Source organism: Stenotrophomonas sp. YJH_SMC_120 (assembly GCF_059368675.1).
Window position 1 is genome coordinate 72200 of the sequence record NZ_JCAFRY010000017.1, and the last position, 17459, is coordinate 89658.

Annotated in this window: 17 protein-coding genes, 1 tRNA gene and 1 pseudogene; 9 read left to right on the forward strand and 10 right to left on the reverse strand. The window is 66.6% G+C overall.

Annotation, left to right across the window (positions count from 1 at the left end; all coding sequences use genetic code 11):
• The first annotated feature begins 87 nt into the window (after nt 1-87).
• Complete coding sequence (locus AC5P60_RS17205; RefSeq protein WP_495201791.1) at nt 88-2835, forward strand: UvrD-helicase domain-containing protein; 2748 nt, start codon at nt 88-90, stop codon at nt 2833-2835.
• A gap of 95 nt (nt 2836-2930) precedes the next feature.
• Here AC5P60_RS17205 and AC5P60_RS17210 read toward each other — a convergent pair.
• Nucleotides 2931-3020 (reverse strand) — tRNA-Ser (locus tag AC5P60_RS17210).
• A gap of 123 nt (nt 3021-3143) precedes the next feature.
• Here AC5P60_RS17210 and AC5P60_RS17215 point away from each other — a divergent pair.
• Nucleotides 3144-4214, forward strand: coding sequence for a DUF4241 domain-containing protein (locus AC5P60_RS17215; protein ID WP_483693780.1), 1071 nt, complete (start codon nt 3144-3146; stop codon nt 4212-4214).
• A gap of 81 nt (nt 4215-4295) precedes the next feature.
• Here the strand turns inward: AC5P60_RS17215 and AC5P60_RS17220 are convergent, their stop codons facing one another.
• Nucleotides 4296-5288 carry a LysR family transcriptional regulator gene (locus AC5P60_RS17220; protein ID WP_005410175.1) on the reverse strand — a complete coding sequence of 331 codons (993 nt, stop codon included), beginning with the start codon at nt 5286-5288 and terminating at the stop codon, nt 4296-4298.
• 127 nt (nt 5289-5415) lie between these two features.
• Between AC5P60_RS17220 and AC5P60_RS17225 the strand changes: the two genes are divergently transcribed.
• Nucleotides 5416-6003, forward strand: coding sequence for an FMN-dependent NADH-azoreductase (locus tag AC5P60_RS17225; RefSeq protein ID WP_005413862.1), 588 nt, complete (start codon nt 5416-5418; stop codon nt 6001-6003).
• A gap of 186 nt (nt 6004-6189) precedes the next feature.
• A complete protein-coding gene (locus AC5P60_RS17230) occupies nt 6190-6540 on the forward strand; it encodes an SH3 domain-containing protein (RefSeq protein WP_483693779.1) in 351 nt (116 codons plus the stop codon).
• Nucleotides 6541-6683: 143 nt separating this feature from the next.
• Here the strand turns inward: AC5P60_RS17230 and serS are convergent, their stop codons facing one another.
• Entirely contained in the window at nt 6684-7964 is a 1281-nt protein-coding gene (gene serS / locus AC5P60_RS17235; protein ID WP_005410178.1) for a serine--tRNA ligase, read from the reverse strand.
• A 113-nt stretch (nt 7965-8077) separates the two neighbouring features.
• Between serS and AC5P60_RS17240 the strand changes: the two genes are divergently transcribed.
• Entirely contained in the window at nt 8078-8716 is a 639-nt protein-coding gene (locus tag AC5P60_RS17240; protein ID WP_010480562.1) for an energy transducer TonB, read from the forward strand.
• Between the two features lie 119 nt (nt 8717-8835).
• Nucleotides 8836-9408 (forward strand): energy transducer TonB, encoded by a 573-nt coding sequence (locus AC5P60_RS17245; RefSeq protein ID WP_049449052.1) that lies wholly within the window; start codon nt 8836-8838, stop codon nt 9406-9408.
• A 174-nt stretch (nt 9409-9582) separates the two neighbouring features.
• On the opposite strand, the gene aroA is transcribed toward AC5P60_RS17245, so the two are convergent.
• The 4 genes from aroA to AC5P60_RS17265 all read right to left on the reverse strand — a co-directional run bounded on the left by aroA (nt 9583) and on the right by AC5P60_RS17265 (nt 14310).
• Complete coding sequence (aroA, locus tag AC5P60_RS17250) at nt 9583-10890, reverse strand: 3-phosphoshikimate 1-carboxyvinyltransferase (protein WP_005410181.1); 1308 nt, start codon at nt 10888-10890, stop codon at nt 9583-9585.
• 76 nt (nt 10891-10966) lie between these two features.
• Nucleotides 10967-12172, reverse strand: coding sequence for a prephenate dehydratase (gene pheA, locus AC5P60_RS17255; protein ID WP_024956386.1), 1206 nt, complete (start codon nt 12170-12172; stop codon nt 10967-10969).
• Nucleotides 12173-12223: 51 nt separating this feature from the next.
• A complete protein-coding gene (gene serC / locus AC5P60_RS17260; protein WP_060380285.1) occupies nt 12224-13309 on the reverse strand; it encodes a 3-phosphoserine/phosphohydroxythreonine transaminase in 1086 nt (361 codons plus the stop codon).
• A gap of 194 nt (nt 13310-13503) precedes the next feature.
• Entirely contained in the window at nt 13504-14310 is an 807-nt protein-coding gene (locus AC5P60_RS17265; protein WP_483693778.1) for an FHA domain-containing protein, read from the reverse strand.
• A gap of 125 nt (nt 14311-14435) precedes the next feature.
• Here AC5P60_RS17265 and AC5P60_RS17270 point away from each other — a divergent pair, with 125 nt between their 5' ends.
• The 3 genes from AC5P60_RS17270 (at nt 14436) to AC5P60_RS17280 (ending at nt 16531) form a co-directional block, all read left to right on the forward strand.
• Complete coding sequence (locus AC5P60_RS17270) at nt 14436-14711, forward strand: polyhydroxyalkanoic acid system family protein (protein WP_005410185.1); 276 nt, start codon at nt 14436-14438, stop codon at nt 14709-14711.
• A gap of 80 nt (nt 14712-14791) precedes the next feature.
• On the forward strand, nt 14792-15283 hold the full coding sequence (locus tag AC5P60_RS17275; protein WP_495201789.1) for a phasin family protein: 492 nt from the start codon (nt 14792-14794) through the stop codon (nt 15281-15283).
• Between the two features lie 237 nt (nt 15284-15520).
• On the forward strand, nt 15521-16531 hold the full coding sequence (locus AC5P60_RS17280) for a restriction endonuclease (RefSeq protein WP_024956382.1): 1011 nt from the start codon (nt 15521-15523) through the stop codon (nt 16529-16531).
• A 146-nt stretch (nt 16532-16677) separates the two neighbouring features.
• Here AC5P60_RS17280 and AC5P60_RS17285 read toward each other — a convergent pair whose 3' ends face one another.
• The 3 genes and pseudogenes from AC5P60_RS17285 to AC5P60_RS17295 all read right to left on the reverse strand — a co-directional run.
• The gene (locus AC5P60_RS17285; protein WP_005410188.1) at nt 16678-17070 is read right to left on the reverse strand and encodes a type II toxin-antitoxin system HicB family antitoxin; all 393 of its coding nucleotides are present in this window, start codon (nt 17068-17070) and stop codon (nt 16678-16680) included.
• A 13-nt stretch (nt 17071-17083) separates the two neighbouring features.
• On the reverse strand, nt 17084-17260 hold the full coding sequence (locus tag AC5P60_RS17290; RefSeq protein ID WP_483693777.1) for a type II toxin-antitoxin system HicA family toxin: 177 nt from the start codon (nt 17258-17260) through the stop codon (nt 17084-17086).
• A gap of 79 nt (nt 17261-17339) precedes the next feature.
• Nucleotides 17340-17459: pseudogene (locus AC5P60_RS17295) on the reverse strand (IS110 family transposase); the annotation flags it as partial.

Below are 17459 nucleotides of genomic sequence, written 5' to 3' on the forward strand. Positions count from 1 at the left end.
ACGCACGCATCTTCAAGGGCCCTTATCATGTGGGCCTGGGGGCGCTGTACGCCCCACTGAGGCTTGCGGGGCAGTATCTGGATGTCTATGGAATGGTGCCCTTCGGGCTGGGGCCGACGCTTGACCCGTTCGCCCCATTGGTCGCTGCGGCTTGATGGCGAGTACGTTGAACTCAGTGTCTCCGGCCAGCAGTACCGGCTGCGCGTGGATGATGATCAGCAGGTGCAGGTCCATCGAGGGGTCTTCTGGTCACGGGTCGAACTGCAGACCGGCGATGCTGCCGGGCTGTGCGTGGACGGGCTCCCCAACGGACCAGCGTCCCGGCTTGCGGGGGACCTGCAGCACCTGCTCTTTGCGCGAACCACGCGTGGACGCAAGGCCCTCTTCGACACGATTCTGGAGCAGATCCAGTCCTGGTTGAGCGACGCGGATGCCCTCATCGATCGTGGCAGTGCCGGCCGCCGCTGGATCACCCATGAGCAACAGCAGGCGCTGCTGGCGAAGCGCTCAGACCTGCCGCTGCAGCCGCCTGAGCTGGAGCAGCTGTTCCGCGATGAAGACGTGCATGAAGATCTGCATGCGGACAGCCATCACGCAGCGCTGGACGCCCTGCGCGACTGGAACCTGGATTGGCCCGCTGCCTGGGCCGAAGCCAATGAGGCCATGACCCTGCGCGAGCTGGTGTTGGCCAGGGACTTCCTGGGCCGGGTCGAGAGCAAGCCGCTGACAGAGGAACAGGCCCGCGCCGTCATCTGCTTCGACAATCGGGTGCAGGTCGTGGCCGCGGCCGGCTCCGGCAAGACCTCCACGATCGTCGCCAAGGCCGCTTATGCCATTGACCGCGGCTTTGTCGAGCCCGAACGCATCGTGATGCTCGCCTTCAACAAGGATGCTGCCAAGGAACTGGAGGAGCGTGCGCAGCGAACCTTCGATCGACTCGGCATGGGCAACACCGTGGTTGAGGCGCGGACCTTCCACGCCCTGGGCCTGGCCATCATCGCCAAGGTCACCGGCCGCAAGCCCGACATCCCCGAATGGACCATTGACGCCACGCTGGGCTTCAACAAGCTGGCCGAACTGGCGGACGACCTGAAGGATCGCTCGATCCACTTCCGCACCCAGTGGGACATGTTCCGCCTGGTGTTCGGGCGCGACCTGCCGGCATTCGGCGCGGAAATGGAGGCCGATGGCTACGAACGCGATGGCACGCCCTACATCCGCACCCTGCAGGGTGAGCGGGTGAAGAGCCTGGAAGAATGCGTGATCGCCGACTGGCTGTTCTACAACGGCGTGACGTACGACTACGAGCGAGGCTACGAGTTCGATACTGCGACAGACACCCACTGCCAGTATCGCCCCAACTTCTATTACCCGCACGCCGGGCTGTATCACGAGCACTTCTCACTGGATGCGGATGGCCAGGCGCCAGAGCAGCTTCCCGACTACGCCGAAGGTATGCATTGGAAGCGTCAACAGCATGCGGCACGCGGCACCGCCCTTGTCGAAACCACTTCGTTTGGTCTGCGCAGTGGACATGCCCTGCAGGAACTTGCGGAGAGGCTTGGCGAGTCCGGTGTCGAACTCGACCCCAACCCCGACCGCGAGCTGCCCGAGCAGGGCGCAAAGCCCATGCCGGACGCGGATCTGATCGGGCTGATGCGCACCTTCATTGCCCATGCCAAGAGCAACTGCCTGACGCTGGACGATATGGCGGAGCGCCTGCGACAGATGCCCGAAGACCAGTTCAAGGAACGGCATCGGCGCTTCCTGGAAATCGCCAGCCCTGTTTTCCAGGCTTGGGACAACGCACTGGCTGACGAGCACGGCATCGATTTCGAAGACATGCTCAACATGGCGGCCGGATTGCTGGAACAGGGCCGCTATGAATCGCCCTACGAACTGGTGATGGCGGACGAATTCCAGGATGCCTCGCGCGCCCGCGCCCGGCTCTGCCGAGCCTTGGTCAGCCGCCCCGGCCGCTATCTGTTTGCGGTGGGCGATGACTGGCAATCGATCAATCGTTTCGCCGGTGCCGACGTTTCCGTGATGACCGGATTCCGTGAGTGGATGGGCCATGGCCAGGTGCTGAAACTGGAGCAGACATTCCGCTGCCCCCAGGCGCTCTGCGATGCTTCCAGCCGTTTCGTCAGCCGGAATCCAGCGCAGATTGCCAAGGCGGTTCGTTCTGCCGCACCGGCAATGGGGCCAGTGCTGCAAGCGTTCCAGATGAATCGACGCGAGGAGCTGCAGGATGGCGTTCGCCAGTACCTCGCCAAGCTGCATCACCAGTTGGTGTCCGGGGCGGTGCCGCAAGGGCGCAAGGGACGCGTGACGGTCTTCATCCTGGGCCGCTACCGCGCGGACCGCAGCGCGATGCCTTCGGATTGGAAGACAGTCTTCGGCAGCACGATGGACGTGGAGTTCCTCACGGTCCATCGGTCGAAGGGACGCGAGGCGGACTATGTGATCCTGCCAGGCATGGTCAACCGCAGCTTCCCGAGCCTGCGCTCGGATGACCCGGTGCTTTCCCTGGCAATGCCGGAGGGTGATACCTACCCGCTGAGCGAAGAGCGGCGGTTGTTCTATGTCGCGCTGACGCGTGCGCGACGCTCAGTGGCCATGTTCACCCTACAGGGGAAGCGTTCGCCGTTCCTGGACGAGCTGGTGAAGGACGGAGCAGTGGAAGTGACCGCGATTTCAGGCGCGGCCATCCACGAAGAGCGCTGCCCGGTGTGCAAGGTCGGCGTGTTCGTCGACCGGAATGGGCCGCATGGGGCCTTCCGGTCGTGCTCCAGTTACCCGTTGTGCCATAACAAGCCGAAGGGTGGGCGTTAGGAATGGGCCCGTGGAGTCTCTTGCAACCCGCTGTGCGGGCGTTCAAGTGGACCTTGTCCGAAATGCAAAACGCCCCTTCCGGGGCGTTCGCGTTATGGCGGAGAGAGTGGGATTCGAACCCACGGAAGGTTTAACCCTTCGCCGGTTTTCAAGACCGGTGCCTTAAACCGCTCGGCCATCTCTCCAATCGGGTCCCGGTCGCCCGGGCAGCGGCGTATTCTCGCACGTGAAGGGCATTTGCCCAAGACCACCTTGCCCCCGCCCCTCGCATCCGGCACGGTGGGGGTTGGACTGCATCTGGAGCCCCCATGGCCCACCTCGATCTGGCCAACCTGCGCACCACCCTGCTGGACGATACCCAGCTGGCCGCAGTGGCCCTGCATCGCACCTTCGCCGGACACCTGCCGGTCAACAGCGGGCATTTGGTGGTCTGCGATCCGCTGGTGCAGGCCGAGGCGCCGGCGCTGGCCGACTACACCGCGCCGTTGGGCCGGCATCCGGTCGAAATCATCGTGCACAGCGGCCGCCCGGCGTTGGCCGTGGTCTGGTTCAAACCCCGCGAAGCCCTCACTGCGTCTGCCCTGCACTGGCAGATGGCGCGCTGGACCACGCAGGACCTGACCGGCCTGGATGAGCACAGCTTCATCGGCTACCCGGTCGACGCCGGCATCGGCTGCTTTATGGACACCGACACCCAGCAGGCACTGCTGGCCCTGATCGAACGGGCCGATGGCGACGAAGGCAGCGAGTGCTCGGATGCGCTGATCGACCATGATGGCCTGGACGAAGGCGCAGAATACCGCCCCTGGGGCGAGGACTCACCGCATGGCCTGGTCGTGTTCAACAGCGGCTGGGGCGACGGCGTCTATCCGAGCTACTGGGCGCTGGATACGTCCGGCATTCCGGTCGCTCTGGTCACAGATTTCCTGTGCATCCAGGGCGGTGATGGGCGCGACCAGCGCGAGATCGCCGACCAGGCCTATCGCGACAGCCTTCCGCCTGAAGAAGCCGAAGCACTGGCACGACTGGTAGCGGCGGTGGAACGCGACGATGCGAACGCACTGCGCGACCTGCTGAAGAATGCGCCGCAGCGCGCCAACCAGATCGAACCGGGCTGCGGCGGCACCGGCGTGTTCGAGGCGATCCGCCTGGACCGTCCGCAGGCATTGCGGGTACTGCTGCAGGGCGGCGCATTGCCGGCGATGCCGGAGCGCCTGCACATGAGCAAGGTGACCAGTTACCTGGACTACGCGCGCTTCCTGAAGAAGCCACGCAGCGCGGAACTGATGGCGGTGCTGGAAGCACCGGTCATTGCCGAGCCCAGGCCGGTCGCACCGCCGCGGCGCAGCTTCTGGGAACGGCTGTTCGGCCGGAACTGACCGGGGCCGGAAGGCAGCAACGCCGGGCATGGCCCGGCGCTACCGTGTCACAGATTGGCGGTGCAGTCGCGGGTAGGTGCCTCAGCCCGCGTCCACCGCCAACGCGCCCAGCGCACTGGCCTTGATCCGCTCCTTGGCCTTTTCACAGGCGCCACCGCAATCCAGGCGCGAGGCCTCCAGCTGCGGCGGCAGATGTTCGGCCAGGAAGTCGATGAACACGCGCACCGCCGGCAGCAGGCCGCGGCGCGAGGCGAACACGGCATGGCACACGCCCTGCGGCAGCGACCAGTCCGGCAGCACCACTTCCAGCTCGCCGTTGCGCACGGCGTCGGCGCACACGGTTTCCGGCAGCATGGTGATGCCGAAACCGTCCTTCACCATGCTCTGCAGCAGCGGGAAGTCGAAGCCGGCCACGCGCGGCTGCAGGTCGACCCGGCGCACTTCGCCTTCCGGCCCGTGCAGCTCCCAGCGTTGGCGGGCTTCGTCTTCGCTGATGCTGAGGGTGACGTGCTGGGTCAATTCTTCCGGATCCTTCGGCCGGCCGGCGCGGTCCAGGTACTTCGGGCTGGCCACCAGCAATTCCTGCACCTGGCCGAAGCTGCGCATCACCAGGCTGCCGTCATCGTCCAGGCGCGAACGCACGCGCAGGGCCACGTCGTAGCCTTCGTTGATGATGTCCACGCGGCGGTTGCTGATGTTCAGCTGCAGGCGCACCTTCGGGTACTGCTCAAGGAACTTGGGCAGCAGCTTGGGCAGCTGCATCTGCGCCAGCGACACCGGCACGCTGGCGCGCACTACGCCGCGCGGCTCCGCGCTGAGCCGGTCCACCACTTCGCGCGCGGCCTGGGCCTCGGCCAGCATCGTCTGCGCATGGCGGTGCACGCTGGTGCCGACATCGGTGACCGCGAAACGGCGTGTGGAGCGCTGCAGCAGGCGCACGCCCAGGTCGGTTTCCAGCTGGCTGATGCGGCGGCTCAGTCGCGACTTGGGGATACCCAAGGCGCGCTCGGCAGCAGCGAAGCCGCCGTGGTCGACCACCATCGCGAAGTAGTACAGATCATTCAGGTCATGCATGCCCGAGTTCCATATCTAGAACAATACATGGCATTCAATCACCTTTATTCCGCCTTTGCAACAACCTATCGTTCTCTCCGTCGGCGGGGCCACCCCGCCCCTTCCCTCCAGAACATAGGTGACTGCCATGAAGCTTCTGCATCTCGACGCCAGCGTGCTTGGCGACAATTCCGTCTCGCGCCAGCTGTCGGCGGCCGTGGTCGCCCGCTTCACGGGCCAGATCGATGGCCTGCAGGTCGATTATCGCGATCTTGACGCCAATCCGGTACCGCATCTGCGCAGCAGCTCGCTGGCCAGGACCGATGCCGCCGAGGCGACCGATGCTGAACAGGTGATGCAGCAGTTCCTGGAGGCTGACATCGTGGTGATCGGCGCGCCGATGTACAACTTCAGCATTCCTTCCACGCTGAAGGCCTGGATCGACCGCGTGGCCGTGGCCGGCCGCACCTTCAAGTACACCGAGAACGGCCCGGTGGGCCTGGCCGGTGGCAAGCGGGTGATCATCGCCAGCAGCCGCGGCGGCATCTACACCGACTCGCCGGCCGACTTCCAGGAGCCGTTCCTGCGCCAGGTGTTCGCCTTCATGGGCATCAACGAGGTCGAGTTCGTGCGCGCCGAGGGCATCGCCTACTCGCCGCAGCACCGTGAAGACGCCATTGCCGGTGCACTGGCAGCTCTGCCGTCGCACGAAGTGGTCGAAGCCGTCGCTGCATAAGCGTTCCAGCGTTCGGCGCCGCTCTCTCCTCGTCGAGGCGCTGAACGCGGGCCGTGGATCCCCTCCCCCATCCCGGCCCACCCTGGCGGCCCCGCTTTGCGGGGCCGTTTTTTTGCGTCAGTAGATCCACGCCATGAGTGGATTCGGTGCCATGCGCGGCGCTCACCAGCACGTTAGGCTGGGGCCATGAACTACATCGTGACCACTGCGCATCGCAGCGAATTTCCGCACCCGATCACCCTGCGCCGCAGCCAGGCGCTGGTAGTGGGCGAACGCTATGAAGGCCCGGAGGGCTGGGATGACTGGTTCCTGTGCGAGGCCGAGGGGCAGCACCCCGGTTTCGTGCCGGCGCCGGTGATCGGTCGCGACGCGCAGGGTGGCGCGTTTGCCACGGAGGAATACTGCGCGCGGGAACTGGATGTGGATCCCGGACAGCTGCTGCGTGGGCAGCGCACGCTCAATGGCTGGGCGTGGTGCGTGCCGGAGGCCGGCGACCCGGGATGGGTGCCGTTGGAGAAGGTGCGGGTTGTGGAGTGATCGTGGGGTTCATCCACGCATGGCGTGGATACGGTGCCATGCAAGCATGGCACCCACCAGAGCCACAGCGGTGCCATGCAAGCATGGCACCCACCCGAGACGCAGCGGTGCCATGCAAGCATGGCACTCACCCAAGCCGGCGGTCAGGCGATGGTTTCCAGGCCGCCCATGTACGGGCGCAGGGCCTCCGGCACGGTGATGCTGCCGTCGGCGTTCTGGTAGTTCTCCATCACCGCGATCATCGCGCGGCCAACCGCCACGCCCGAGCCATTCAGCGTGTGCGCCAGCTCCGGCTTGCCGGTGGCCGGGTTGCGCCAGCGCGCCTGCATGCGGCGGGCCTGGAAGTCACCACAGTTCGAGCACGAGGAGATTTCGCGGTAGGTCTCCTGCGACGGCAGCCAGACTTCCAGGTCGTAGGTCTTCACCGCCGAAAAGCCCATGTCGCCGGTGCACAGCAGCACCTTGCGGTACGGCAGGCCCAGCTTTTCCAGCACCACTTCGGCGCAGCGGGTCATGCGCTGGTGTTCGGCATCGCTGTCTTCCGGGCGGCTGATCGAAACCAGCTCGACCTTCTCGAACTGGTGCTGGCGGATCATGCCGCGCACGTCGCGGCCACCGCTGCCGGCCTCGGCACGGAAGCACATCGAGTGGGCGGTCATGCGCAACGGCAGACGTTCGGCATCGACGATCTCGTCGCGCACGATGTTCGTCAGCGGTACTTCCGAGGTCGGGATCAGGTAGCGCGTGGAATCGCCCACGGCCGTCTTGAACAGGTCGTCCTCGAACTTCGGCAGCTGGCTGGTGCCGCGCAACGAATCGGCGTTGACCAGCAGCGGCACGTTGGTTTCCTCATAGCCGTGCTCGCCGGTGTGCAGGTCGACCATGAACTGGGCCAGCGCACGGTGCAGGCGCGCGATCGGGCCGCGCAGCACGGTGAAGCGCGAGCCGGACAGCTTGGCCGCGGTCTCGCCGTCCAGCCAGCCGTTGCGGGCGCCCAGTTCGACGTGGTCGAGCACCTTGAAATCGAACTGGCGCGGGGTTCCCCAGCGCGACTGCTCGACGTTGTCGTTCTCGTCGGCACCGGCCGGCACGTCATCGGCCGGCAGGTTCGGGATGCCCATCGAGATCGCTTCGATCTTCTCGCGCAGCTCGTCCAGCGCCACTTCCGAGGCCTTCAGCTCGTCGGCGAAGGCTGCGACCTCGGCCATGATGGCCGAGACGTCCTCGCCCTTGGCCTTGGCCTGGCCGATGGCCTTGGAACGGCTGTTGCGCAGGCTCTGCAACTCCTGGGTCCGCACCTGGATGCGCTTGCGATCAGCCTCCAGGGACTCCAGGGCAGACACGTCGAGCTCGAAGCCGCGGCTGGTGCGCAGGCGTTCGGCGAGGTCGGCGGGCTGGTGGCGGAGCAGGGCTGGATCAAGCATGGCAGGTGTCGTGGTGGGTATCAGGGATGGGATTATCGCTTGTTATACGGATTTCTGCCGCCCGGTTCATTCCCGCCGTGGCAGAATCGAGCCATTCCGTACTGGTCCGGTCCATGTCTGCACCCCGCTCGTCGTCCGCCAAGTCGTTCACTGTGCATATCCCGCGCAACGCCCTGAAGATCGCCGGCATCGCCTTCGGCGTGGGCGTACTGCTGTTCGTGCTGGTCTGGCTGACCGGCCGCGACAAGGAGTTCTTCCGCGCCGATCCGGCTGCCCAGACCCCGCAGGAAACCGCCCAGATCGAGCCCCTGCCGGAACCGCTGGCCGCTGCCGCCGGTTCCAGCGACATGCCCGATGCCAAGCCGGCCCCGGTGGAGGAAGAAGCACCAAAGCTGGTCGAAACAGCCCCACCGCCGCCTGCCCCCATCGCTGAAGCAGCCCCGGCCGCACCGGGCCCTGCGCCGGCGGCCACCGGCAACAGCCAGCCGATGCCGATTGCCGGCCAGTCGCCGCCACCCGCCTACCCGGCTGCCGCGCTTCGCGCTGGCGAGACCGGCACCGTGGTGGTGCGGGTGGACGTGGACGCCACCGGCTATCCAAACAACGCTACGGTGATCCAGCGCAGCGGTTCACGCGAGCTCGACCGTGCCGCCACGGACGCCGTGCGCCGCTGGCGCTTCACGCCGGCGCAGAGCAACGGCCAGGCCGTCCCCGGCAGCATTGAAGTGCCGTTCGACTTCAAGACGCAGTAACTGAACGCTTCCCGGCAGGCAAACTGAACCCTGCCGGTGGCGTTGACGCAACGCTGACACTTCTCGTCCGTGGCTCGGGCAACACTGCCCACGTCGTCCATTGACGGAAGGAGTTAGCGATGACTGCCACCACCCACGAAGACCTTCATTCGCCGCATCTGCAGGAGGATTCCAGCCTGCAGCACAAACCCACTTCGCCCTGGATGTGGATCGCGCTGATCGTGGCGATGTTTGCTGCCGCCCTGCTCTGGCTGCGTCATTCAAACCAGGAAGACGTGGCACCGGCACCGGTCGGTGAGCGCATGCTTCCAGCCCCCGAGCAGGCAGCGGTGACGGATGCAGCGGCCCCTGCCGCGCGCCAGGCAGCCCCGGCTACTGCTTCGCGGAAGGCCGCGCCGGTAGTGCGCAATCGTGAGGCCCGCCCGCTGGCCAGCAACCGCATGCCCACCTACCCCGCCGCTGCGCTGCGTAGTGGCGTGCAGGGCAGCGTGATCGCCAGCCTGAGTGTCGATACCCGCGGCAACGTCGCCAATGCCGCGATCGTTTCGCGCAGCGGCGAGCGCAGTCGCGATCTGGACCGCGCAGTGCTGAGCACTGTGCAGAACTGGAAGTTCCAGCCGGCGATGCACGAAGGCCGTGCCATCGCCAGCGTGGTGCGGGTCCCGGTGGATTTCCGTACCGAGCAGCGTTGATCGCGGACGAGGGGTTCGTGATGTTTAGACGGAGGCTTCGGCCTCCGTCCTTTTATGCGGGAAAGCGTGCCAACCAAGGTTGGCACCTACCGGGAGATGTGAGCGAGCCAACCAAGGTTGGCACCTGCCGGGCAATGCGATCCGCCGGGCATGACCCGGCGGATGCGGTGACGATCAGGCCAGGTTGAATCCGGCGCTGCGGGCCAGGCCGTCGAAGTCCGGGAAGGACGTGGCGACGTTGGCGATATCGTTGATGCGCACTTCGCCGTCACTGATCTGGCCGGCAATGGCGAACGCCATGGCGATGCGGTGGTCGCCGTGGCTTTCGATGGTGCCGCTGCCCAGGCGCACGCCACCATGCAGGGTGGCACCGTCGTCGGTTTCGTCCACCTGCATGCCCAGCGCGCGCAGGCCGGTGGCCATCGCTGCGAGACGATCGGATTCCTTCACCCGCAGCTCGGCGGCGCCGGTCACCACGGTCTGGCCTTCTGCAGCAGCTGCCGCCACGAACAGCGCCGGGAACTCGTCGATCATGTCCGGCACCAGTTCTTCCGGAATGCGTGCACCCTTCAGCGGGGCATAGCGCACCACCAGGTCCGCCACCGGTTCACCGCCCTGCTCGGCCGGATTCTCTTCGGTGATGTCGGCACCCATCAGGCGCAGCGCGTGCAGCAGGCCGGTACGGCGCGGATTCAGGCCAACCTGCTTCAGGCGCAGCTCGGAGCCCGGAATGATGCTGGCAGCCACCAGATAGAACGCCGCAGACGAGAAGTCGGCCGGCACCACGATATCCGTGGCACGAAGGCGTTGGCCGCCGCGCAGGCGCGCCTTGCCCGGCGAGAATTCGATGTCCACGCCGAACGCGGACAGCATGCGTTCGGTGTAGTCGCGGGTCGGGTGCGGCTCGACAACGCTGGTTTCGCCCTGTGCGTACAGGCCTGCCAGCAACACCGCCGACTTGATCTGCGCGCTGGCCACCGGCGAGGCGAAGTCGATGCCGTGCAGCGTCTGGCCGCCATGCACGTGCAGCGGCGGCGTGCCGTCATCCTGGGTGTCGATCTTCGCGCCCATCTGCGACAGCGGGCCGGTGACGCGGCGCATCGGTCGGCCCGACAGCGACTCATCGCCGATCAGCGTGCAGTCGAACGCCTGGCCCGCCAGCAACCCGGCCAGCAGGCGCATGCCGGTACCGGCGTTGCCGCAGTCCAGCGGCGCATCCGGCGCCTTCAGGCCGTCGATACCGACGCCGTGCACGATGCGCTGCGACGCGCTGGGGGTTTCGATGCGCACGCCCAGCTGGCTGAAGATGCGCGCGGTAGCGCGGGTGTCTTCGCCTTCCAGGAAGCCTTCGATATGCGAGGTGCCATCGGCCAGCGCGGCGAACATCACCGAGCGGTGCGAGACCGACTTGTCGCCGGGAATGGTCAGGCTGCCCTGCAGCGGCTGGCCCTTGCGGGCGATCCAGTGTTGCGCGTTGCTCATCGTTCGATCATTCCGTAAACACCGGCAGCGCCGGCGATGCATCAGGGAGCGGCGGCCATGGCCGCCGCAGCAGCACTCAGGGCACGGCCACCGGATAGGAGCCCAGCACCTTGATCTGCGCCGAGTGCGCTTCCAGTTCGGCCAGTGCGGCCTGCATCGGCGCGTCGTCGATGTGGCCGGCCAGGTCGATGAAGAAGCCGTACTCCCACTTGCCGTGGTGCGACGGCCGCGACTCGATGCGGTTCATGCTGATGCCGTGGCGGGCGAACGGGCTGAGCACGTCGAACAGCGCACCGGGCTTGTCATGGATGAACACCAGCACCGAGGTGCGGTCGTGGCCGGAGGTCGGGAAGATGTTGCGGCCCACCACCAGGAAGCGGGTGGTGTTGTCGGCATCGTTCTGGATCGGCTTGGTGACCACCTTCTTCAGGCCGTACACGTGGCCGGCACTCTCGCCGCCGATGGCAGCCGCGTCGTCGGCGTTGCGCGCACGGCGCGCACCTTCGGCGTTGCTGGATACCGGAATCTTCTCGGCCTTCGGCAGGTTGGCGCGCAGCCACGCCGAGGTCTGCATGAACGACTGCGGGTGTGCGTAGATGCGCTCGATGTCCTCGATGCGGCCGCTGCGCGACATCAGGTACTGCTGCACGCGCAGTTCCACTTCGCCACAGATCTTCAGGTTGGAGGTCAGGAACATGTCCAGGGTGATCTGGATGGTGCCCTGCCCCGAATTCTCCACCGGCACCACACCGAAATCGGCGTTGCCCGCTTCCACTTCCTGGAACACTTCCTCGATGCTGGCCATCGGCAGGCCCAGCGCGGAGCGGCCGAAATGCTTGAGCACCGCCTGCTGGCTGAAGGTGCCTTCCGGGCCGAGGTAGCCGATCTTCAGCGGCTCCTGCTGCGCCAGGCAGGCCGACATGATCTCGCGGTAGACGTGCACCAGCAGCTCATCGCTGAGCGGGCCTTCATTGCGATCGACCACCATGCGCAGCACCTGCGCTTCGCGCTCGGGGCGGTAGTAGTCGACGGCAGCGGCCAGCTTGCCCTTGGCCTTGCCGACCTGGTGGGCGAAACGTGCGCGCTCGGCGATCAGGCTCTGGATGTCGCGGTCGATCTGGTCGATCTTCGAACGCACATCGGCCAGCGCCAGCGGCGCCAGGGTGGGCGCCGGGTTCGACGCAGCCTTGGACGTGCTCTTGCCCTTGGCCTTGGTGGAGGCGCTGTCCTTGGCCGGTTCGGCCTTCTTCGGCACCTTCTTGCTGGATTTGCTGCTTGCCATCGGAATTCCCTGTTGCGGGGCACGCACCCGACGGTGCGCGCCGTTCATTGCTCAACCGTGACGCTGCTGGAAATCGGCCATGAAGGCGACCAGCGCCTCGGCCCCGGCCAGCGGCATGGCGTTGTACAGCGAAGCCCGGATGCCGCCGACCACCTTGTGACCCTTCAGCGCCAGCAGGCCAGCGGCCTTGGCTTCGGCGACGAAGCGGGCGTCGAGTTCGGCATCGGGCAGGAAGAACGGAATGTTCATGCGCGAACGGGCCGCATGTGCGACTTCATTGCGGTAGAAGCCGCCGGAGCCGTCGATGACGCCGTACACCAGCGCGGCCTTGGCGGCGTTGCGCTTGGCGAACTCGGTCAAGCCGCCCTCGGCCAGCATCCACTTGAACACCAGGCCGGCCAGATACCAGTTCCAGGTCGGCGGGGTGTTGAGCATCGAATCGCGGGCGACGTGCGAGCGGTAATCGAAGATGTCCGCGCGCGGCTGGCCACTGCGCTCGAGCAGGTCGCGGCGGATGATCATCACCGCGATGCCGACCGGGCCCAGGTTCTTCTGCGCGCCGGCGTAGATCACGCCATAACGGCGCACATCCAGCGGTTCGCTGGCGATGGACGAGCTGAAGTCGGCGATCAGCGGGACGTTGCCGGTATCGGGCACATCACGGAATTCGACGCCGTGGATGGTCTCGTTGGCGGTGATGTGCACGTAGGCGGCATCGCGCGACAGCTGCCAGTCGGCACGCGCCGGCAGCTCGCGGTAGCCGTGGGCCTCGCTGCTGGCGGCGATGTTGACGTCGACGTAGACCCCGGCCTGCTTGACCGCGGTCTTGCCCCAGTGACCACTGACCACGTAGTCGGCACGCTGGCCGGGGCTGGCGAAGTTGAGCGGGATCAGCGCCTGCTGGGTGGTGGCGCCACCGGACAGGAACAGCACCGCATAGTCGTCGGGGATGTCGAGCAGGCGACGCAGGTCGGCCTCGGCTTCGGCAGCCACGGACATGAATTCCGCGCCGCGATGGCTCATTTCCACGATCGAAGCGCCGGACCCGTGCCAGTCCAGCATTTCCGCCTGCGCCTGGCGCAGGACCGATTCCGGCAAGGTCGCAGGGCCGGCACTGAAGTTGAACGCGCGCGTCATGTCACACCTGTGGGGCAAGACCCCTAGTATGCCGCAGTGCACCAGCCTTGCGGCCTTGTGGCGCAAGGGAAATTTGGTTTCATTGGAATCCATTGGCGACGCGACCGGGTAGTGCCGGCCGCTGGCCGGCAACCTCATGGATTCGGGGCGGCGGTTGCCGGCCAGCGCCCGGCACTACCGTCACCGCGCGACCGTCAGCGCGCGCCGAACCAGAGCAGCAGGCTGAGCACTGCCGCCAGCAACAAGGCGCTGGCCAGCAGCCACGGCCAGCGCCGGACCCTGCGCGGCGTCACCGGCAGCACCGGCGCCTGTTCCCCGTCCTCGCCGGACTCGTCCTCGGCCGGCAACGGCCGCCGACGTGGATCATGCGGCACTTCCAGCACGAAACGATGCTGGCCATCGAACACCACCTGGTCGCCGGCCTGCAGCCAGCAGTGGCGCACGGCTACGCCGTTGACCCGGGTGCCGTCGGCACTGCCGAGGTCGCGCAGCAGCACACGATCACCGTGCACTTCCACGCGGGCGTGCTGTTCGGCGAAGGCCGGATCGTCGATGGCGATGTCGGCGTCGCTGCCGCGGCCGATCAACCGTGCCCGCGACAGCGTATAGCTGCGGCCATGATGCAGGCCGCCGACACCGCGCAGCAGGCGCTGCTGCTCATCGGTGCCATCGTCGTTCTTCGGCGCGGGTGCCTGCAGCAGGCTCTCGACCTCGCCCTGCAGCACCATCTCCACGCCGTCCACATAGACCGCATCGCCTGCACGCAGCAGCGCCATGCGGCGCACCGGCCGACCATTCACGTGGATGCCACGGATACCGTTGCCGACCTGCAGCCACAGGCCGCGATCGTCCATGCAGAACTGCGCCAGCAGCAGGGCGCCGTGGCCGGCGTCGCCGAGCCGCACGCTGCCGTTGGCCTGGCGCACGATGCGTTGCACCCCGGGCCGCAGCGGCTGGTCGGGCTGTTGTTGTTGACTGAAGTGAACAAGCAGGTTCTGCACGCGGCGCAGCCTAGCAGGTTGGCCGCCAACGAAGAAGAACCTGCGATGAGTGCTTGGCGCGACGGCCCTCGATGCGCACAATGCTCGCCCTCATTGATCATCCCCGCCCTGCGCCAGGAGCCTGCATGTCCACCATCGATGTCCGCCACGCCCACGCCCTGCCCGACGCACAGGCACGCGCCGCGATCGAACAGGTCGCCGCCAAGCTGTCCGAGCGCTTCGGCCTGAAGTCGTCCTGGGCCGCCGACGTGCTGAACTTCTCTGGCAGCGGCGTGGACGGTGCGATCGAACTGCAGCCGGGCGCCGTGCGCGTGACCGCCAAGCTGGGCTTCCTGCTGTCGGCGATGAAGGGCATGGTCGAGGGCGAGATCCAGCGCGTCCTGAAGGAAAAGCTGGGCTGAACCCCGGCGGCGGCCGTCACGGCCGTGCAACGCCAGTGCGCGCTACTCTCGGGGCAGGCCCAACTCCCACGGGAAGTGCGATGAACCAGTACGAAAACGATGACCGCCGCAACGACGACGCCTCGTTCGGTGACCAGGCCGAGCGCTTCTCGCGCAAGCTGAGTGACTCGGCGCAGCAGGTCTGGCTGGCCGGCCTGGGCGCTCTTGGCCGTGCACAGGCCGAAGGCAGCCGCTTCTTCGACGGCCTGGTGAAGGAAGGCGAAGCCTGGGAGGCCCGCCGCCGTGAACGCCACGGCGGACAGGGTCCGGGCTGGCGCGACAACGTGGAATCCTCGCTGGATGAGGCCCGCGAGAAGGCCTCTGGCACCTGGAACAAGGTCGAAAAGGCCTTCGATGACCAGGTGCAGGGCGTGCTCAAGCGCCTGCATGTCCCCACTGCGGACGAGGTGACCGCGCTGGAAGCCCGTATCGACGCCCTGCACGCGCGGCTGGCCAAGCTGGAAAACCGTGCGGCCTCGGGCGCCGATGCTCCCGCCCCGGGCAGCCATCAGTCGCCAGGCAGCGTGCCCTGACCGGCCATTGTTGCAATGCAATAAAATTTGATTGACAATCGCGAGCAACCCGCCAATCGCTTCGGCTGCCGTTTGTTCCCTCCCCTCACGGCTTCAGGATTGGCGGGTTTTTCGTGCTCGCCGTATGCCGATCTGAGCGTTCCATCACGCTTCCTGTCAGGAACGTCCTGACCCAGCCGGATAGTGCGACCTTTACACTGTCGTCTTCCGCATTCGCCCCTTCCGCGCACCTCCTGCATGCTCCCTTGGATCCTGGCCCTGCTGTCGGCCCTGCTTACCTGTTCCCTGGCTGTTGTCTATCTGTGGTGGATCAAGCGGCGGCAGAAGGAGATGCAACTCGGCCTGCAAGCGCTGGCCGGCATGCACTGGCGCGAGTTCTCGGTACTGGTCAAGCGCATGCTGCGCGAACAGCGCGGCCTGCGTGAACTGAATGACCCGGCGGAGGAGTCCCGCGAGCCAAGCAGCGACTTCCTGCTCAGCGACGGCCCCAACCAGTGGCTGGTGTCCTGCAAGCATGGCCTTGCCTACCGTATCGGCACCGCCGCAGTGAACGAGCTGGGGGCTGCTGCGCGCCTGGCCGGCGCCAAGGGCGGCGTGCTGCTGACCGAAGGCCGGATGGAACGCGACGGGCGCAGCGCTGCCGAGAAGCAGGCGGTCGAGGTGCTGGACGGTCCACGCCTGTGGCCGCTGCTGCAGCCCTACCTGCCGGCGGAAATCGAAACCCGTGTGCGTGCCAGCGCCCGCCATGAAGCCCTGCGCCGGATCGCCATTGCCGCGCTCGGCGCGGTCACGCTGGGCCTGCTGGTGGGATTGAGCCTGCAAGGCTTGCATGTGCAGGACACCCCGCCTGTTGCCGAGGTGGCGGACACCCCCGCGCCGGTTGCACCTGCGGTTGAAGCGGCGCCCGAACCGGCGCCGGCCCCCGCCACCACGCCGCCGGCCGCTGCGCCTGCACCGGCCGCGCCCTCAGCCGACGCGCGCAGCAACCCCAACCCGGATGCCGCCACGCTGGAGCGCTTCCAGGCCGATCTGTCCCGCGCCTTGGCCGGCAAGCCCGGTATCGCCAGCGGGGTCTGGCTGACCCGGCAGACGCTGGCGATCAACCGCACGGGCGAGCTGGACGCGGTCTGGCCGCAGGTCTGCGAGGAAGTGCTGCACTACCCCGCCCTGCGCAACGTGCGCATCCAGCTCAACGCCCGCCCCGGCGTGGATGAGCCGGTGCGCTGGCGGCAGTGCGCCACGTACTGATGGGGCCGCATCCACGCGTGGCGTGGATTTACTGAACCCCGATGCGCGACCCCTTGGTAGATCCACGCCACGCGTGGATGCCTTTGCAGAGTTGAGCCACACGCGAACAGCAGCCGAGCATCGGCTCGGCTCCACATGGCGCCAGCTCAGCCCAATGCCGCGAGATGGGCGATGTAACTGGAGCGCGATTCACCCGCCGCTCTGGCCTGCGCATCCAGCCTCGCCAGGATCCGGCGTGGCAGGCTGATATTGACCCGCTCGATGGTATCGTCCAGCAGAGCCGGATCAATGCAGATGTACGCAAGAATCCAACGGATGTCCTTGGATGCCTCGGCGGCGATCTTCTGTGGCGCGGAAGGTGTCGGAATCGAGCGCCCCTCATCCAGGGCCGCATCAATCCAGGCGAGTGCAGCTTCCTCGGCAGCGCTGAGCGCATCATCAAGCGTGTCGGCCGCCGAGAAGCACCCCGGCAGATCTGGAACGACCACACCCCACGCGGTGCGCTCATCGCCTGCCTCGATCAGGACTGGATATCGCATGGGCCCTCCTACGTCAGTCCTGCGAGCTTCCGCAACGCCTGCACCAGCCCTTCCCCAGATCCTTCCTTGGGTGAGGAACGGTGATGATGTGAGGGTGCTGCGGGTGCACGAATACATGATGGGATCCGCGGATCCGACGACAGATCCAACCTGCCGCTTCCAGATCCCGGATGAGGTCCCTGCTCTTCATGCAGGGACGATACACATCGCACACACGCCCCGACAGAGTTCAAGGCGACAGTCGTTCCGGCCCAGTAGCAACTGTCTTGTCAGGGGCAGCCGAGGGCCACCTCGGCGTCTCGCTTACGGGCGTTGAGGATCACCAGCATTTTGCGCATGACCGCCACGAGCGCCACCTTGCTCGCTTTGCCCTTGGCCTTCAGGCCAGC

Excerpts from the sequence above, each read along its gene's own strand:
- AC5P60_RS17205 (WP_495201791.1), top strand. The coding sequence starts at position 88 with ATGGAATGGTGCCCTTCGGGCTGGGGCCGACGCTTGACCCGTTCGCCC.
- AC5P60_RS17215 (WP_483693780.1), top strand. The coding sequence starts at position 3,144 with ATGGCCCACCTCGATCTGGCCAACCTGCGCACCACCCTGCTGGACGAT.
- AC5P60_RS17220 (WP_005410175.1), bottom strand. The coding sequence starts at position 5,288 with ATGCATGACCTGAATGATCTGTACTACTTCGCGATGGTGGTCGACCAC.
- AC5P60_RS17225 (WP_005413862.1), top strand. The coding sequence starts at position 5,416 with ATGAAGCTTCTGCATCTCGACGCCAGCGTGCTTGGCGACAATTCCGTC.
- AC5P60_RS17230 (WP_483693779.1), top strand. The coding sequence starts at position 6,190 with ATGAACTACATCGTGACCACTGCGCATCGCAGCGAATTTCCGCACCCG.
- serS (WP_005410178.1), bottom strand. The coding sequence starts at position 7,964 with ATGCTTGATCCAGCCCTGCTCCGCCACCAGCCCGCCGACCTCGCCGAA.
- AC5P60_RS17240 (WP_010480562.1), top strand. The coding sequence starts at position 8,078 with ATGTCTGCACCCCGCTCGTCGTCCGCCAAGTCGTTCACTGTGCATATC.
- AC5P60_RS17245 (WP_049449052.1), top strand. The coding sequence starts at position 8,836 with ATGACTGCCACCACCCACGAAGACCTTCATTCGCCGCATCTGCAGGAG.
- aroA (WP_005410181.1), bottom strand. The coding sequence starts at position 10,890 with ATGAGCAACGCGCAACACTGGATCGCCCGCAAGGGCCAGCCGCTGCAG.
- pheA (WP_024956386.1), bottom strand. The coding sequence starts at position 12,172 with ATGGCAAGCAGCAAATCCAGCAAGAAGGTGCCGAAGAAGGCCGAACCG.
- serC (WP_060380285.1), bottom strand. The coding sequence starts at position 13,309 with ATGACGCGCGCGTTCAACTTCAGTGCCGGCCCTGCGACCTTGCCGGAA.
- AC5P60_RS17270 (WP_005410185.1), top strand. The coding sequence starts at position 14,436 with ATGTCCACCATCGATGTCCGCCACGCCCACGCCCTGCCCGACGCACAG.
- AC5P60_RS17275 (WP_495201789.1), top strand. The coding sequence starts at position 14,792 with ATGAACCAGTACGAAAACGATGACCGCCGCAACGACGACGCCTCGTTC.
- AC5P60_RS17280 (WP_024956382.1), top strand. The coding sequence starts at position 15,521 with ATGCTCCCTTGGATCCTGGCCCTGCTGTCGGCCCTGCTTACCTGTTCC.
- AC5P60_RS17285 (WP_005410188.1), bottom strand. The coding sequence starts at position 17,070 with ATGCGATATCCAGTCCTGATCGAGGCAGGCGATGAGCGCACCGCGTGG.
- AC5P60_RS17290 (WP_483693777.1), bottom strand. The coding sequence starts at position 17,260 with ATGAAGAGCAGGGACCTCATCCGGGATCTGGAAGCGGCAGGTTGGATC.